The organism is Ruegeria sp. CDSC042 (genome assembly GCF_059610745.1).
Genome location: NZ_JBXWOF010000001.1, coordinates 839664 through 855858, shown reverse-complemented (window position 1 = coordinate 855858; position 16195 = coordinate 839664). Strand labels below are relative to the sequence as shown.

General features: G+C 55.6%; 15 protein-coding genes and 1 pseudogene. 11 read left to right on the top strand and 5 right to left on the bottom strand.

What is annotated here, in order from left to right:
- Window positions 1-3: 3 nt before the first annotated feature.
- Both AC2FHX_RS04340 and AC2FHX_RS04335 read left to right on the top strand, forming a co-directional pair.
- Window positions 4-1482, top strand: coding sequence for an aldehyde dehydrogenase (locus AC2FHX_RS04340; protein WP_496700192.1), 1479 nt, complete (start codon window positions 4-6; stop codon window positions 1480-1482).
- A 32-nt stretch (window positions 1483-1514) separates the two neighbouring features.
- On the top strand, window positions 1515-2381 hold the full coding sequence (locus AC2FHX_RS04335) for an urea carboxylase-associated family protein (RefSeq protein WP_496700193.1): 867 nt from the start codon (window positions 1515-1517) through the stop codon (window positions 2379-2381).
- Here the strand turns inward: AC2FHX_RS04335 and argE are convergent.
- The 3 genes and pseudogenes from argE to AC2FHX_RS04320 all read right to left on the bottom strand — a co-directional run bounded on the left by argE (window position 2378) and on the right by AC2FHX_RS04320 (window position 4024).
- Complete coding sequence (gene argE / locus AC2FHX_RS04330; protein WP_496700194.1) at window positions 2378-3535, bottom strand: acetylornithine deacetylase; 1158 nt, start codon at window positions 3533-3535, stop codon at window positions 2378-2380. The genes AC2FHX_RS04335 and argE overlap by 4 nt on opposite strands.
- Window positions 3532-3777 (bottom strand): annotated as a pseudogene (locus AC2FHX_RS04325) (ectoine hydrolase DoeA); the annotation flags it as partial. The gene argE and the pseudogene AC2FHX_RS04325, both read right to left, overlap by 4 nt.
- Window positions 3773-4024 carry an aminopeptidase P family N-terminal domain-containing protein gene (locus tag AC2FHX_RS04320; RefSeq protein ID WP_496730526.1) on the bottom strand — a complete coding sequence of 84 codons (252 nt, stop codon included), beginning with the start codon at window positions 4022-4024 and terminating at the stop codon, window positions 3773-3775. The pseudogene AC2FHX_RS04325 and the gene AC2FHX_RS04320, both read right to left, overlap by 5 nt.
- Before the next feature lie 110 nt (window positions 4025-4134).
- Between AC2FHX_RS04320 and AC2FHX_RS04315 the strand changes: the two genes are divergently transcribed.
- The 6 genes from AC2FHX_RS04315 (at window position 4135) to AC2FHX_RS04290 (ending at window position 11980) form a co-directional block, all read left to right on the top strand.
- Window positions 4135-5178 (top strand): pyridoxal-phosphate dependent enzyme, encoded by a 1044-nt coding sequence (locus AC2FHX_RS04315; RefSeq protein ID WP_496700196.1) that lies wholly within the window; start codon window positions 4135-4137, stop codon window positions 5176-5178.
- Window positions 5179-5754: 576 nt separating this feature from the next.
- The gene (locus AC2FHX_RS04310; RefSeq protein ID WP_142634174.1) at window positions 5755-6846 is read left to right on the top strand and encodes an ABC transporter ATP-binding protein; all 1092 of its coding nucleotides are present in this window, start codon (window positions 5755-5757) and stop codon (window positions 6844-6846) included.
- Between the two features lie 101 nt (window positions 6847-6947).
- On the top strand, window positions 6948-8036 hold the full coding sequence (locus AC2FHX_RS04305) for an extracellular solute-binding protein (RefSeq protein WP_142634172.1): 1089 nt from the start codon (window positions 6948-6950) through the stop codon (window positions 8034-8036).
- A gap of 70 nt (window positions 8037-8106) precedes the next feature.
- Window positions 8107-9381 (top strand): ABC transporter permease, encoded by a 1275-nt coding sequence (locus AC2FHX_RS04300; protein ID WP_271946783.1) that lies wholly within the window; start codon window positions 8107-8109, stop codon window positions 9379-9381.
- A 5-nt stretch (window positions 9382-9386) separates the two neighbouring features.
- Window positions 9387-10598: an ABC transporter permease gene (locus AC2FHX_RS04295; RefSeq protein WP_142634168.1), complete on the top strand. Its 1212-nt coding sequence runs from the start codon at window positions 9387-9389 to the stop codon at window positions 10596-10598.
- Window positions 10599-10759: 161 nt separating this feature from the next.
- Window positions 10760-11980 carry an aminopeptidase P family protein gene (locus AC2FHX_RS04290; protein ID WP_496700197.1) on the top strand — a complete coding sequence of 407 codons (1221 nt, stop codon included), beginning with the start codon at window positions 10760-10762 and terminating at the stop codon, window positions 11978-11980.
- A gap of 21 nt (window positions 11981-12001) precedes the next feature.
- Here AC2FHX_RS04290 and speB read toward each other — a convergent pair whose 3' ends face one another.
- On the bottom strand, window positions 12002-12976 hold the full coding sequence (gene speB / locus AC2FHX_RS04285) for an agmatinase (RefSeq protein ID WP_496700198.1): 975 nt from the start codon (window positions 12974-12976) through the stop codon (window positions 12002-12004).
- A gap of 132 nt (window positions 12977-13108) precedes the next feature.
- Here speB and AC2FHX_RS04280 point away from each other — a divergent pair, with 132 nt between their 5' ends.
- From AC2FHX_RS04280 to AC2FHX_RS04270, 3 genes are all read left to right on the top strand, one after another.
- Complete coding sequence (locus AC2FHX_RS04280; RefSeq protein ID WP_496700199.1) at window positions 13109-13951, top strand: glycosyltransferase family 25 protein; 843 nt, start codon at window positions 13109-13111, stop codon at window positions 13949-13951.
- Between the two features lie 103 nt (window positions 13952-14054).
- Complete coding sequence (locus AC2FHX_RS04275) at window positions 14055-14447, top strand: group I truncated hemoglobin (protein ID WP_496677803.1); 393 nt, start codon at window positions 14055-14057, stop codon at window positions 14445-14447.
- Window positions 14444-15502 carry an adenylate/guanylate cyclase domain-containing protein gene (locus AC2FHX_RS04270; protein ID WP_496695256.1) on the top strand — a complete coding sequence of 353 codons (1059 nt, stop codon included), beginning with the start codon at window positions 14444-14446 and terminating at the stop codon, window positions 15500-15502. The genes AC2FHX_RS04275 and AC2FHX_RS04270 overlap by 4 nt, the downstream gene beginning before the upstream one ends.
- A gap of 5 nt (window positions 15503-15507) precedes the next feature.
- Here AC2FHX_RS04270 and AC2FHX_RS04265 read toward each other — a convergent pair whose 3' ends face one another.
- Window positions 15508-16122, bottom strand: a complete 615-nt coding sequence (locus AC2FHX_RS04265; RefSeq protein ID WP_142634158.1) for a TetR/AcrR family transcriptional regulator — start codon at window positions 16120-16122, stop codon at window positions 15508-15510.
- Between the last annotated feature and the right edge of the window lie 73 nt (window positions 16123-16195).

Here is a 16195-nt window from a genome sequence, read left to right as displayed (position 1 = left end):
ACTATGGGAAATCTACCGCATTTTCAGCTTTTCATTGATGGCGCCTGGTCTGAGGGGGCGACGTCTCAGGTCATGACATCTGCAAATCCCGCAACTGGGCAGGGGTGGGCTACGTTTTCCTGTGCGGCACCTGAGGATGTCGACAGGGCAGTCGCCGCCGCCAAACGTGCGCTTGATGATCCGCAATGGCGCGACATGACGGCCACCGCGCGCGGCAAGCTTCTTTATCGCCTGGCCGACCTAGTTGCCGAAAACGCTGCACGGCTTGGAGAATTTGAGACAACAGACAGCGGTAAACTGCTGGCAGAAACCTCGGCGCAAACTGGGTATGTCGCGGATTACTACCGCTATTTCGCAGGGCTTGCGGATAAGGTTGAAGGGACGGTTCTGCCCATCGACAAGCAGGATATGCATGTGTTTACCACGCGCGAACCCATTGGTGTTGTCGCGGCTATTGTGCCTTGGAATGCACAAATGTTCCTGACAGCGACTAAGTTGGGCCCGGCGCTTGCGGCTGGGTGTACCGTCGTGCTGAAGGCATCCGAAATTGCGCCGACCCCGATGCTGGAGTTCGCGCGTTTGATTGAACAGGCAGGATTCCCCGCGGGCGTTGTCTCGGTCATCACCGGGGATGCGGAAAACTGTGCAATTCCACTGACCCGCCATCCCGATCTGGATCGCATCGCCTTTACCGGTGGCCCCGAGACAGCGCGCCATGTGGTCAGGAATTCTGCCGAAAACTTCGCCGTCACCTCGCTGGAGCTTGGTGGCAAATCACCGATACTTGTTTTTGAAGACGCGGATCTGGATGGGGCCGCAAATGGCCTGATCGCCGGAAACTTTGGCGCGTCGGGGCAAAGTTGCGTTGCGGGCACGCGCGGGCTTGTGCAGCGATCCGTTCTGCAAGGCCTGATCGGCCGCATCAAAGAAAAGGCGGGTGCAATCGTTCTGGGTGACCCGCTGGATGCCGGTACCCATGTCGGACCGCTATGTACCATGGCGCAAGTGAACAAGATCGAAGAGACCCTGGCCAAGTCAGCGGAGCAGGGGGCCGTGGTCCATTTCGGCGGGCAACCTGCGGATCGGCCCGGCAATTACATGAACCCAACACTGGTCGAGTGCATATCGCCCGAGACCGAGACGTTGAAAGTTGAGATGTTTGGCCCGGTTATGTCTCTGCTGCCCTTCGATACCGAAGAAGAGGCCATCGCATTGGCCAATAGCACAGTCTTTGGGCTGGGTTCAGGTGTGTTCACGCAGAACCTGGCGCGGGCGCATCGGGTGTCCAAGCGGATCAAGTCCGGGATTTGTTGGGTTAATACCTATCGCGCGATCTCTCCTATCGCGCCGTTTGGCGGATTCAATCAATCAGGGTATGGCCGTGAGGCCGGGGTTGAGGCGATCCTGGATTACACCCGGACCAAGACCACCTGGATCAGCACCTCGCAAGAGCCGATGGCGAACCCGTTTGTGATGCGCTAGGTCTGTTGTCAGATAGATATCGGAGCGCGGTCATGAAGTTGAAACATCCGAATTTTGAACCTCCGGCAGACGCAAATGACCGGAGGGCGATCCCTCCGGTCATTTGCTATCCGCCCGAAACGATACCGCAACCTGATCTGGCTGCGTTGACTGACCTGAGGCAGCGCGCGGTGAAAACCGCCGAAGTCATAGCAGCCCCGCGTGATGCAGCCTGTATTGAAGTGCCCGCGGGGGCCTTTATTCGGGTGGTGTCGGTCGATGGCGCGCAGGTCGGTGATCTGAACATGTGGTACAAGCACGACCTGACCGAACGGTTCTATTCCGGCAAAACCCGCGCGCTGCATGGCACGCATCTGTCGACCGGGGATCGGATGTGGTCAAGTTTTCCGAATATGCGGCCCATGGCGACCATCGTTACGGATACTCTGGATTGGTATGGGTTCGATGCATTCGGCGGATCGGTGCATGACGTGATCGGGACCCGCTGTGACCCCTATACCGGGCGATTGCTGTCTGGCGATGACTACCATTATTGCTGCCATTCCAACCTGACACGGGCATTGGCCAGCCATTGTGGCCTGCCGCTGCATGAGGCCGAAATGCACGTCCACGACGTGTTGAACGTCTTCATGTGCACCGGATTTACGCAGGACACAGGCCAATACTTCATGAAGGCAAGCCCGGTGCGTCCGGGTGATTATCTGGAATTCTACGCCGAGATTGACCTGATCGTCGGCCTTTCAGCTTGTCCCGGGGGCGATTGCTCGTCCGAGCATTCCTCGGACGCAGCCGCCTGTTATCCATTGGTTATGGAAGTCTATGACCCCGGTGAAGACATCCGAAACGCGCATATTCAGCCCAAGCGATCTGCTTATGATCGCACCCATAGGGCAGGTTAAGAGGTCAGGCGTTGCCCAAGCCGGTCCAGCATCCGACAGCATAGGTCGAGCTGTTCGATCTCGACGTACTCATCTGCTTTATGGGCCTGTGTGATCGAGCCGGGACCGCAGACAATCGCATGGGTGCCAAGCTGCTGAAACAGGCCAGCTTCAGTGGCGAATGACACAACACCTGTTCCGTTCGCCCCGGTCAGCTCGGCAACCAGTTTGCGGGCGGCGTTTTCTTCCATTGGCTCAAGGCCTGCAATCTCGGCCGTGATATCCTGCGTGATGTTGGCATCACTATGGACGGCCTGCATTTCGGGCAGCAGGCTGTGCGTCACATAGTCAGTCAGGGTTTGCTTGACGAAATCCGCATCGCTGGCCTGAACCGGGCGCATTTCCCAGCCGACATCGGCTTTGCTGGCAATGACGTTATGGGCGACGCCGCTATTGAAGAACCCCACGTTTATAGTGGTCCAGGGTGGCTCGAAGGGGCTGCTTGTTGGCGCGCGGGATTTCAATATCTGGCGCAGTTCCAGAAGTTTTCCTACATAGCGTGCCGCGTATTCCGCCGCATTAACCCCATCATCGGGGGCCGAGCTGTGTCCTTCGAGCCCGACAAATCGTGTCGTGTATTCATAGCACCCCTTATGCCCTTCGATCAGGCACATTTCGGTGGGCTCTCCGATTATTGCGATATCTGGCACAATTCCTCGTTCGGAAAGATCGTTCACCATGTTCTGCGCCCCCAAACATCCGGTTTCTTCATCATAGGTGAAGGCAAAGTGCAGCGGGTGGGTCAGTTTTCTGGCATCCAGCGTTTCGGCAAGTGCAAGTGCGGCGGCGATGAAGCCCTTCATGTCACAGGTGCCACGTCCGTAAAGTCTGCCATCTTTCTCGGTCATCAAAAACGGGTCTGATGTCCAGTTCTGATCCGCGACGGGAACCACGTCCGTGTGGCCGGATAACAGGATGCCGCCGGGAATGTCTGGGCCTATGGAAGCAAATACATTGGCCTTGGTGCCAGTATCATCCCGGGTTTCGATGCAGCGTGCACCCAAGGCCTGCAACCTGTCCCTTAGATAGCTGATGATCTGAAGATTGCTGTCTGCAGATACCGTTTCAAACGCGATCAGATCGGCGAGGATATCTTGGGTTCTTTGCAGGGTCATGGCTTTACAAACAGCTTTCTTGGGCGGTTACAGAAACATTCGGCAGGACCGGTATCGGTGATCAGGATCGACACGGTGATCTCTAACTCCCAGTCATTCAACCAGAGGCCAGGCATAAAGTGAAACGTCTTGCCAGGTTCCAGGATTGTCTCATCCTCGGGACGCAGAGATATCGTGCGCTCACCCCAGTCCGGGAGATAGCTCAGACCTACTGGATAGCCACTGCACGCGTGGCTTTCAATGTGGACGTATCTGACAATCAGGCATCCACACTGTACGTCGTTCCCCATTCGTATCCTGATTGCGTCCCCACCAGATCGGGTCTGCGTCATGAAAGACCAAAACGCCCTGATGGACGTAGAACGACCACCCCTCGTATCCGGTTAGCCACGTCATGTTCGAAGGGTCTTCGAAGTACAGCGCGTCCAGCCCGACCTCGGTCACGGCTTTTCGTGTTTTGGACAGCCGACGGTCAAATTCCCCCCGCATGAATGCCGGATTCACTTGGCTCATCGGATCCTCGTGTCGTGATTAGAGACGTGTTGACAGAACTTTACGAATCCGATCACGTCAATGGACAACTCAGGAAGGAAATACTGTTGAAACTCAGTTCAAACCCACACCGCGGCAAGGAAAAATTGATTCCTAATGCTCCATTTCCTTCGATAAACGCGGCTCGCGTAGCTGATTTGTTAACAGTTTGCCCTGCAGCAGCGGAAACCAATCTGGTTGAAGCCAAGGATTTGGCCAATGTCGCCGATCTATGGGTCAAAGATGAGCGTGGGCGCATGAACCTCGGGTCATTCAAGGCTTTGGGGGCTGCCTATGTCATCGCCCGTCACGCTGCTGATCTGGCGCAGACACCGGATGAGTTTACTTTACGCGGGAAAACCTATGTCACCGCTAGCGCGGGTAACCACGGGATGAGTGTAGCAGCAGGTGCACGGATATTTGGGGCTGATGCAGTGGTCTATATCGCCGAAACCGTACCTGAAAGTTTCGCGGAACGCCTTCGTGCGCAAAAAGCCAGGGTCGTTCGTCAAGGTACGGATTATGCTGCCAGTATGGAGGCTGCTGGCAAAGCGGCGCAGGATAACGGTTGGACATTGCTATCTGACAGCTCGTGGGACGGGTATTACGAGCTGCCGCACACCCTGATGGAGGGGTATCTGCAGATGGCTGCAGAAGCGGTGCGCCAATGCCCAAATGCGCCCACGCATATCATTTTGCAGGCCGGGGTAGGTGGGTTGGCAGGGGCGGTTGCAGCTTATGCGCGCCATGCCTGGGGTGATGGACCCAAGATCATTGTCGTGGAACCCGAAGCGGCCCCTGCGTTGCAAGCCAGTATCGAAGCAGGTACCTGCGTGTTTGCGGATGGGCCTGACAGCATCATGGGGCGGCTGGACTGTAAAGAACCCTCGCTGATCGCGCTGAATGGTCTGGCGCGGGATGCAAACTGTTTTCTGACGCTCTCGGATGACGACGTGGTGCGGTATTTACCGGCCATGGCAGAGGCTGGGTTGGCGACAACTGCTTCGGGCGGGGCCGGCGTCGCAGCAGCGATGAATGCAGATGTCTGCGAGGCCCTGAACATTGGAAGCGATGCCCAAGTTCTGTGCATTTTATCCGAAGTACCGGATTGAAGAAGGTCAAGAAGCATCTGAATCCTGCCCTGGAATAAGCACAGGAAGCAGCAAGTTAAGAGGGTGCAACTGCCCTCAAAGGCAGAATCCGATTGCGCCTGAAAACGCGGGGTTCGCAAATCCGTACCTCTGCCCTATCAAAATGAGATTAATAGCCCCCCAAAGCGCGGTTTCTAGATTGGATTGCACCAGATAATTTTGGCGTTTTCCAATCGGTCAAGGATTTTCGACATGCGAATCTCTCAGCAACTCAGTATCGATGTCGAGGTCTGGGCCGGGAGATACGGCGGTTTAAATAGCAATTATAACTCATTTAAATAATTAGATTTATGTTGTTGATTGGGAAGTTAAATAGAGGCGAATGAAGCAAGTAAATTACGCCATTCAAGGCCTTGCGTTGCGGACGAGATATCGAAATATCAGTTGAGCTGAAGTGAATTACAGGATTCTTTGTCGTCTAGCTGTCACATTTATGGTTGCGTGGTTGGTACCCCATGTCCTTAAATAGGGTGGACTGGTCTTTGAGATCCGGATGAACCGGGCAAGCAAAGACCGCACAGGGGAGCCAAGTTGGTAATGTCAAATGACGCAGCGTTCGTCGAATTTCAGCGTGTTCAAAAATCTTATGACGGCGAGATACTCGTCGTAAAAGACCTTAATCTCTCGATGCCAAAGGGTGAGTTTCTAACTATGCTCGGCCCCTCGGGGTCAGGCAAGACAACTTGCCTAATGATGTTGGCCGGATTTGAAACCGCTACTCATGGCGAAATCATGTTGGACGGACGCCCGATCAACAACATTCCACCACATAAGCGCGGGATTGGCATGGTGTTCCAAAACTATGCATTGTTCCCGCATATGACTGTGGCTGAAAACCTTTCGTTCCCGCTTGAAGTGCGAAACATCGGCAAAAGCGATCGGGAAGAAAAAGTGAAGCGTGCGCTGGATATGGTCCAGATGGGCGCCTTTGGCAGCCGTCGTCCGGCGCAACTGTCCGGCGGTCAGCAGCAGCGGATCGCCTTGGCCCGTGCTTTGGTGTTCGAGCCTGAGCTAGTTTTGATGGACGAACCGCTGGGCGCGCTGGACAAGCAATTGCGCGAACATATGCAGTTCGAGATTACCCGTCTGGCGCATGAGCTGGGGATTACGACAGTTTACGTGACCCACGACCAGACAGAGGCGCTGACGATGTCGGATCGCGTGGCCGTGTTCGACGACGGACGCATCCAGCAGCTTGCGCCGCCGGATCTGCTCTATGAAGAGCCCGAAAATAGCTTTGTTGCCCAGTTCATTGGTGAAAACAACACCTTGGAAGGCGCTGTTAAGTCAATCGACGGCGACTCGTGCGTGGTTGCACTGGATGATGGATCAGAAATTGACGCCAAACCGGTCAATGTCAGCGCTGCTGGTGAACGGACCAAAGTTTCAATCCGCCCCGAACGGGTGGAGTTCAACAAAGATCGCCTGCATGCCGATGCGCATACGCTAAAGGCGACTGTCAAAGAATTCATCTATATGGGTGATGTCTTCCGGTTCCGCCTATCTGTGGCGGGCAATGAAGACTTTATCATCAAGACCCGAAACGCTCCCGATGCGGTTCGGTTGTCGCCCGGCCAGGAAGTTGAAATCGGTTGGTTGGCCCATGATTGCCGGGCACTTGACGCCTGATGAAGAACGTCCCCTGGTGGATCGCTGGGGGGTAAATGGCGGCCGGGTTGCCCCGTGATCCGGTCTGTTCAGAAATTTACGGGTATAACAGGGAGTTAACAATGAAAGTTAAAACCACTTTGATGGCAAGCGCCATTGTTGCCGTGGCCGGAGGCGCCATGGCCGAGGAGATGACGATTGTCTCGTGGGGCGGCGCCTATTCCAAGTCACAGCTGAAGGCGTATCACGAGCCCTATTCTGAAAAGAGCGGCATCACTATCCTTAACGATGACAGCTCGGCCGAAGCGGTTGCCAAGCTGCGGGCAATGAACGAAGCGGGCAACATCACCTGGGACGTAGTGGATGTTGTTGCTGCGGACGCAATTCGTCTGTGTGACGAAGGTCTGGCGATGGAGATCGACCCCGACACCATGCTGGCCCCGGCGCCCGACGGCACCTCGGCTGCCGATGATTTCGGTGACCTGCTGGTCAGCGAGTGCTTTATCCCGCAGATCGTGTATTCGACTACATTCGGCTATCGTACAGACCTGGTAGGTGACACACCTCCGACCGATGTCTGCGCCGTATTTGATCTGGAGGCCTATCCGGGCAAGCGTTCACTGGAAAAGCGCGCCATCAACAACATGGAATGGGCGCTGATCTGTGACGGCGTCGCCAAAGATGACGTTTATGACGTTCTGGCGACCCCTGAAGGTCAGGATCAGGCGTTGGCGAAACTGGGAACCATCAAGGACAACGTCGTCTGGTGGTCCGCGGGTGCCGACACGCCGCAGCTTCTGGCCGATGGCGAGATCATCATGGGCTCGACCTATAACGGCCGTCTGTTCAGCGTGATCGAAGAGCAGAAGCAGCCCGTCGCCATGCTGTGGGACGCGCAGATCTTTGACCTGGACGGCTGGATCATCCCCGCCGGTCTGAGCGAAGAGCGTCAGCAGCGTGCGCTGGACTACATCATGTTCGCAACGGACACGCAGCGTCTGGCGGATCAGGCCAAGTACATCTCGTACGGTCCGGCCCGTGCCTCTTCGGCTCCGCTGGTTGGTCAGCATGCCGAGCTTGGCATCGACATGGCGCCGCACATGCCGACCGATCCGGAAAACGCCAAGAACACGTTCCTGTATAACTACGAGTTCTGGGCGGATTACCGCGATGACATCGAAGCGAAATTCCAGGCTTGGCTTGCGAAATAATCGTTTGATTTCATGAAACAGTCGGGGGCGGTGCGCCGCCCCCAGACCCAAGCAGAGTCAAGGGGCACAGATGACTGACGCAAGCCAAAATGCGGGGCCGATGCTGGCAGCGGACGGAACGCCGCTCAAGCAATCTCTGGCACGTTCACTGCGGCGGCAAAAGTTACGAGCATTGATGCTCGTCGCTCCGCTTCTGCTATTTGTCATGTTTTCCTTTATCGTGCCGATTGCTTCAATGCTGTTCCGCTCGGTTGAAAACAGCATGGTTTCAGAGACCCTCCCGCTTACTGTGGAAGCCCTGCAAAGCTGGGATGCCCAAAGCGGTGAGCTTCCGGACGAAGCAGTATACGACGCATTTGTTCGCGACATGGTCGTTGCCGTTGATAGCAAAACCCACACCCGCCTTGGCTCGCGTCTGAACTACGAAGAGACTGGCATGTCTTCTTTGTTCCGCCGCTCTGGCCGGAAAATGGGCAAGCTTGACCCTGAAACCGATGGACCGTTCAAGGAACAGATCATAGAGATTCACGAGGGCTGGGGCGATCCTAAGACATGGGCAGTGATCAAGACCCATTCGCCAACGGTTACCAATGGTTATTTCCTGAACGCGGTCGATATGCGCCGCACGCCCGAAGGCGCGCAGTCGCAGCCTGAAGACAAGCAGATTCTGATCAAGCTGTTTGGCCGCACATTGTTCATGTCACTGGTGATTACAGTGTCCTGTATCTTGCTGGCTTATCCGGTTAGCTACCTGCTGGCGACCCTACCGATGCGGGTGTCGAACCTGCTGATGATCCTTGTCCTCTTGCCTTTCTGGACCTCACTTCTGGTGCGGACCTCGGCGTGGAAAGTGATGTTGCAACAGCAGGGCGTGATTAATGAAACATTGGTCTGGCTTGGACTTGTGGCCGATGATGCACGACTGGTGATCATCAATAACCAGATCGGCACGATCATTGCGATGACGCATATCCTGCTGCCGTTCATGATCCTGCCGATGTATTCAGTGATGCAGACGATCCCGGTGACTTACACGCGGGCGGCGAAATCCATGGGCGCGACCAACTGGACGACCTTCTGGCGCATCTACTTCCCACAATCCATTCCGGGTATCGGAGCGGGCTCTATCCTCGTGTTCATTCTGTCGATCGGATACTACATCACGCCTGAAATCGTTGGCGGCACAAAGGGTGTCTTCATCTCGAACCGGATCGCCTATCACATCTCGTCCTCGCTGAACTGGGGACTGGCTGCGGCCTTGGGTACGATCCTGCTGGGTGTCGTCATGCTGCTCTACTGGGTCTACGACAAGATCGTGGGCATTGATAACGTGAAGTTGGGATAATCGACATGGCTGCACTTACACCGATATCCCGCAAACCGCTCTCCATGGTTCTGCCCAGTGTCGCCTTGGCGGGTGCCTTAGCCGGCGTCTTTGTCGGCGCGGGCAACGGCTCGATCCTTTTGGGCATTCTGGGTGGCGCAGCTCTGATCGCCGCGCTGGCCTGGGTCTACATCAACGTTCTGAAGAACGAAAAACTGGCGCGCTGGATCAATATCCTGGGTTTCGGCGTCATCGGTTTCCTGTTGTCAGGTCCGATGGGTGGCATTCTGGGCCTGTTGGGCGGTTGGTTTTTTATCTTCTTTATCTATTGGCTCTATGAAGGCCGGTATCGCCGCAAACTGCTCAGCTATCTGACGCCAAAACAGGTGTTCTATCACTATCTGTTTCGGGTTATCTGCGGTGCGATCTTCGTGTTCCTGATCACCCCGATCCTTGTGGTTCTGCCGCTGTCGTTCAACGCGCAGGACTTCTTTACCTTCACCCCTGAGATGCTGAGTCTGGACCCCGAAGGGTATTCGCTAAAGCATTACCGCGATTTCTTCACCAACAATGAATGGCAGCGCAGCTTCAAGAACTCGCTGATCATCGCGCCGATTGCGACGATCATCTCGGTCTCGCTGGGCACGTTGGCGGCCATCGGCCTCAGCCAGAGCCACGTACCCGGCCGCCGCGTCATCATGGGCGTCCTGATCTCGCCGATGATCGTGCCGTTGATCATCTCGGCCACCGGCATGTTCTTCTTCTACAGCGATATCGGTCGCTTCATGGAAGGCACGCTGGGCATGAACAAGAACTTCGTGGGCTATGTGAAAGTTGTCCTTGCCCACGCCGTTCTGGGCATCCCCTTCGTCATCATCACCGTGACTGCGACGCTGGTGGGCTTTGATCGCTCTCTGACACGGGCGGCGGCGAATATGGGCGCGGGCCCGGTGCGGACGTTCTTCAAGATTCAGATGCCCCTGATCCTGCCGGGCGTGATCTCGGGCGGCCTCTTTGCCTTTATCACCTCGTTCGATGAGGTGGTTGTGGTTTTGTTCGTTGGCTCTGCCAGCCAGAAGACACTGCCATGGCAGATGTTCACCGGCCTGCGCGAACAGATCAGCCCGACCATTCTGGCAGTAGCGACCATCCTTGTGGTGATCTCGATTGCGCTGTTGACCACGGTAGAGCTGCTGCGGCGGCGGTCTGAACGCCTGCGGGGGCTCAGTCCCGCTTGACGCGACTCACAAGGTGATTTAGCGATTTCACCATGCACCCCGGTCACGATGGCGTCGTGACATCTAGGCGGGTGCATGGCTCTCGGTTCCCGAGGCCGCTTGTCCTGAACGCCGGGACTAGTGGCCGGGCTTTGCCTGTCCGGCATCGAGGAGAGACCAAGATGAATGATCTAAACAATCGCCCCGAATTCTTTACCTGCCACAACGGTGACAAGGCGCCTTTGCCCTTTAGTAAGGCGGAATATGCACGCCGTCTGGCCAGTTTGCGCGCCACGATGGCCGCCCGCGATATTCCAGCAGTTCTGCTGACTTCCATGCAAAACATCGCCTATTACTCGGGCTTCTTGTATTGCTCGTTCGGGCGTCCTTACGGTTGCGTTGTCACTCAGGACAAATGCACCACCGTGTCGGCCAATATCGACGCCGGCCAGCCTTGGCGTCGCTCGGTTGAAGACAACGTGATCTATACCGACTGGAAGCGGAACAATTACTGGCGCGCGGTGGCTGATCTGATCGGATCTGCACGGCGGATCGGGATCGAAGGCGACCATATGACCCTGGCAATGCGCGACACCGCGCTGGATATGCTGGGCGGGCCGGAATTGGTGGATATTGCACCTGACACGATGGCCGCACGTATGGTGAAATCAGCTGAAGAGATCGCGCTGATCAAAGGCGGCGCACACACTGCAGATGTGGGCGGCGCAGCCATTCACGCGGCGATCCGCGAAGGCGCGACCGAGATCGATATCGCCATGGCAGGCCGTGACGCGATGGAGGCCGAGATTGCTCGTGCCTATCCAGAGGCCGAGTACCGCGACACTTGGGTCTGGTTTCAATCCGGCCTGAACACTGATGGCGCACATAACCCGGTCACTAAGCGGGCGCTGCAAAAGGGCGATATCCTGTCGCTGAACACATTCCCGATGATCTCGGGCTATTACACTGCGCTGGAACGCACCTTGTTTCTTGGCGAACCCGACGCCGATAGCCTGCGCATCTGGAAGGCAAACGTCGCCGCGCATGAGTTGGGGCTGAGCCTGATCAAACCGGGCGCGACCTGCTCGGGGATCACGGCTGAGATCAATCGATTCTTTGCTGATGAAGGCCTGTTGCAGTACCGCTCATTCGGCTATGGGCACTCTTTCGGCATCCTCAGCCACTATTACGGTCGTGAGGCGGGTCTTGAACTGCGCGAGGATATCGACACGGTGCTGGAGCCGGGCATGGTCGTGTCCATCGAGCCGATGCTGTGGATTCCCGAAGGACAGCCCGGTGCCGGTGGCTATCGTGAGCATGACATTCTAGTGGTCGAAGAGGCCGGAGCTGAAAACATCACCGGCTTCCCCTATGGGCCTGAACACAACACGATCAGCGCCTGATCGTATGGGCGGGAAGGGCGTTCAGCCCTTCTTGCCCCGTTCGTGAAAGATAAACCCGATAAAGTTCAGCAGCACCTGTGCCGCCAGAATCTGCGTGCTTTCGGTTGGGTCGTAACTTGGGGCGACTTCAACAAGGTCGATCCCGACCACGTCACCGCGTTTCGCCAGCCCCTGAAGAATTTCCAGCACATCGTAATACAAAAACCCGCCATGGCTGGGCGTCCCGGTGCCTGGCGCGATCGAGGGGCAGAACGCGTCGATATCAATCGTAACGTAATACCGCGCGCCCTCGGGGATGCGCTCCAATACACCCTCGGTGCCCAACTTGCGCACCTGCCGCACTGACAGGATGTCTGATCCGCGGGCGCGGGCATCCTCATACCCTTCCTTAGCGGTCGACGACACGTTGCGAATGCCCAGCTGGGTCATGCCCGAGACGTACGGCTTTTCAATCGCCCGCCGCATCGGATTGCCGTGGCCAGTAGTGACGCCATGACGTTCGTCAACGAAATCTAGATGCGCGTCGATCTGGACCACATGGATCGGACCGTTCTGCGCGCACTCTGTGGCAAAGGCGTTGATGCAGGGGATATTCACCGAATGATCGCCGCCGATGGTGACGGGCAGGGCGCCTGCAGACAGAATGCGTTCGACGCCGTATTGAATATTGGCGTGGCTGGTATCTGTCTTGGTGTGAATTATGTCAGCGTCCCCAATATCGACCATGCGCACCGATCCATCCAGATAAGTGGCGTCATCCTCATGGTCATAAGCTCCGGCATGGCCAAAGCTGAACAGGGTTGAGGCCTCGCGTACAGCACGGGGCCCAAAGCGCGCGCCGGACCTCCATTGGGTGCCAAAGTCGAAAGGCGCCCCCATGATTGCGACATCTGCATCGATGTTGTCCCAATCTTCGACATAAGGTGACTTGCCGAAGGTTGAAATGCCGACGAAAGGCAGATTAAGTCGCCCGCCGCTATACCCATGTGATGACATGGCGAGTCCCCCGTTTCTTGCTATTCATTGGCAGCTTAGACAGGAATTCAAAGCTGCGATAGGTGGGGGCTGTGGGCTTGATTATCCGATTGTGCGAAGTGTATCTGGTGCAGGCATTATAAAGGAACAGCCGTGGGCCATCATGAACTGCCATCGGGAACGGGTGTCTACTATATCAATCTGGATCGGGTACCCGAACGGCGTAACTTTATGGAGGCGCAGTTTGCGCATACTGGATTGATTGGGGCCGAACGCTTTAGTGCGACCGATGCACAACAAGAGGGCGCTCTGGTTGGAAATGGTTATGTTCCCGGTTCTGGCAGCCGCTGGGGTCTGAAACAAAGTGAAGTCGCTTGTTTCGAAAGCCATCGCGCCGTTTGGAAGCGTGCCGTTCAGCAAGACCTGAAGGCTGTTGCGATCTTTGAAGACGATGTCGAAATGTCGACCCAAGCTGGCGGCGTGATTGCCAGATTGCTCGAAGCAGGGTCAGGGTTCGACTTCCTAAAGCTGGACTATTCCCCCCGGTCGCTGAGGTTTGGCCCGGAACAGCAGATATCCGGCGTACCGGTTCGCCCGATGCTGGAAATGGCACCCAGCGCGGCCGCTTACATCCTGTCGCAGGAGGCCTGCCGTAAATTGCTGAAGTGGTCCGAGAAATACTCGGATCACCTGGATGATTTCGTATCTATCCCCCGCCCGGATTGGCAAATGTATCAGTGTTTTCCAGCAGTCGGCGTTCAAATGATCTGGTCGAAACAGCAAGATCAGGCTGAAGATACCGTGAAAGTCAGTGAACGTTCACAAAACAGAAAGACCAATAGCGGTCTGGATAAGGGACCCCTATGGTTTCGCATTCGTCGCGAATTGCAGGCCGCGAAACGCAAGTTGTATTGGCGCCAGAGAGGCGAAGCCCGATTGCTTGAAAGCGGGGGTTATGTCGGATTTATCCCCTGTGCCGAAGACCTGAGAGTTTAGTTTAGATCATGGGCTGATCACGGCTTTCCAACCAAGCAAAAATAGTAATTCTCGATAAGCGTTAACAAAACTGTCAAATTGATATAATCTTCCAGTGTTGTTGGTGTTTTTCCGGTTTGGGGTTGGTGTGGGTCAGACAATCTATGAGCATTATGGCGGTTTCAAAACGATCAGCCGGATCGTTATGACCTTTTACGAAATGGCACTGGAGTCTGATCAGATCGGTGACCATTTCGAAGATATCGACATGCCAAGGCTGATTGATCACCAGACCAAGTTCGTATCGTCTCTGATCGGTGGCCCGACATCTTTTAGTGATGATCGAATTGAAGCGGTTCACAGAAATCTGAACATCTCGCACGCAGATTTCGACGAAATGGCAGATCTGTTTGGTGAAGCGCTGGCGTTACATGGAATGGAAGATCGGCACGTAAAGATTGCCTTGGGAGCGATCGAATCCAAACGTGCAATTATTGTTACGCGCGATGCGGCATGAGCATTCTTGCGATCAATGAACAACTGCTGCGCGCGATCGGTGTTGGTGTCGCAGTGGTTCGGGCTTCGGATCTTACATTCGTATTCTGCAACGGCCCTTTTCAGGAATGGTTTGGCCCTCCGGCTGATGGACAGACATTGTTGGATATTTTTCCTGACCTTGATGCGCGTGAACTTGAAGACGTAAAGCAATCGGGGCTCAGATACTCGGTCGAATTGCAGATCAAGCCGAAACGCAGGACATTGGTTTTCGCAACGGCAGTTTCTCTGGCAAACGGTCTTTCGGAACAGGTTCTGGTCATCGAGTTTCAGAACATCACCAAAATCCGCGAACTTGAAAGCATGATTGACAGCTACTCGACTATGGTCGAACGCAACACGCGCGAGTTGGAACGTGAGAAGGAGCGGGTTGAAAGGCTGTTGCTGAACCTGATGCCGCGCGCTGTTTATGAAGAATTCAAGACATTCGGTGTGGTCACGCCGCAGCTTTACGATCAGGTGTCAGTTGTGATGCTGGACTTTGTGGGGTTCACGGATTTTGCCGCCAAGACGGACCCGACGGTTACCCTAAGCGAGTTGAATGACATCTTTACGGCCTTTGACCGGATCGTCGAACAGTTCGGATGTGAGCGGATCAAGACCATTGGCGATGCTTATCTTGCGGTGTCAGGTATGCCGGATGCTACGCCAGATCATGCGACTGCTGCTGCCCATTGTGCGGTCAGGTTCCTTCGCTATCTTGAGCGGAGAAATGAAAGCCATCCGCACAAGTGGCAGGCACGTGTGGGGCTGGGTATGGGGCCGGCGGTGGGATCAGTGGTTGGTATTCAGAAATATGTCTATGATGTTTTCGGACCCGCCGTGAACATCGCATCCCGGCTGCAAGTCTTTGCAAACCCTATGAATATTGTTGCGCCTGAAGAAATGAAATACGCCCTGATTGACGAGTTTCAGGTCTCTGATATCGGGCGTGTGGACATCAAGGGTATGGGTGAGATGGATCTGATTAATGTCACATCCGGTCTCAGCATTCCGCAACGGAAACCGGTGTTCTGACGGCCTTATTCATCCGGAGGCACAAGCCCTAGTCCCCGCAGATAAATACCGATCCCCGTTTCCAAAAGATCTTCGGGCGGGAAGGGTGCGGTGGCGCCGGTGTTACGGGCAAACAATTCGACTACACCGTGACTCAGCGCCCAGATATGTGCGCTGAACATTGAAGCCGGCGGACGTTTTTCCGGCGGAATATGTTGCGACAGATCGGCTGCAGCTTTTTCTAGAACATCTCTGGCCCGGTTTGCAGCCAGGGCAAGTTCTGGGGTGCGGTTGACGGAAATCCCACTTTCGAACATCGCGATATAGTGGCCAGGATTCTTGCGCGCAAAGGCCAGATAGGCGCGCCCGGTTGCTTCGAATGCAGCCAGCGCCGAAGGCTGGCCTTTGTCATAAGCGAATTGAATTAGATCGGCGAACATCTCGAACCCTTGACGCGCCGCCTCGGCGATCAGGTCCTCGCGCCCGTGATAGTGGCGATAAACAGCTGCAGGCGTGACGCCTGCCGCTTTTGCAGCCTCTGACAGGGTGAACCCGGTCGGACCCTTTTCCTCGATCAGGGACAGAGCTGCGTCGATCAGAGCCTGTTTCAGGTTGCCGTGGTGATACCCGCGTTTTGTCATCCCTGATTCAGACGCCTTTTTTGTTCAATTCTTGAGGAACTAAGACATAAACCGGTAGCACGTATTCGTCCAA

Coding starts and splice junctions, on each gene's coding strand:
- AC2FHX_RS04340 (WP_496700192.1), top strand. CDS start 4: ATGGGAAATCTACCGCATTTTCAGCTTTTCATTGATGGCGCCTGGTCT.
- AC2FHX_RS04335 (WP_496700193.1), top strand. CDS start 1,515: ATGAAGTTGAAACATCCGAATTTTGAACCTCCGGCAGACGCAAATGAC.
- argE (WP_496700194.1), bottom strand. CDS start 3,535: ATGACCCTGCAAAGAACCCAAGATATCCTCGCCGATCTGATCGCGTTT.
- AC2FHX_RS04320 (WP_496730526.1), bottom strand. CDS start 4,024: ATGCGGGGGGAATTTGACCGTCGGCTGTCCAAAACACGAAAAGCCGTG.
- AC2FHX_RS04310 (WP_142634174.1), top strand. CDS start 5,755: ATGTCAAATGACGCAGCGTTCGTCGAATTTCAGCGTGTTCAAAAATCT.
- AC2FHX_RS04305 (WP_142634172.1), top strand. CDS start 6,948: ATGAAAGTTAAAACCACTTTGATGGCAAGCGCCATTGTTGCCGTGGCC.
- AC2FHX_RS04300 (WP_271946783.1), top strand. CDS start 8,107: ATGACTGACGCAAGCCAAAATGCGGGGCCGATGCTGGCAGCGGACGGA.
- AC2FHX_RS04295 (WP_142634168.1), top strand. CDS start 9,387: ATGGCTGCACTTACACCGATATCCCGCAAACCGCTCTCCATGGTTCTG.
- AC2FHX_RS04290 (WP_496700197.1), top strand. CDS start 10,760: ATGAATGATCTAAACAATCGCCCCGAATTCTTTACCTGCCACAACGGT.
- speB (WP_496700198.1), bottom strand. CDS start 12,976: ATGTCATCACATGGGTATAGCGGCGGGCGACTTAATCTGCCTTTCGTC.
- AC2FHX_RS04270 (WP_496695256.1), top strand. CDS start 14,444: ATGAGCATTCTTGCGATCAATGAACAACTGCTGCGCGCGATCGGTGTT.
- AC2FHX_RS04265 (WP_142634158.1), bottom strand. CDS start 16,122: ATGACAAAACGCGGGTATCACCACGGCAACCTGAAACAGGCTCTGATC.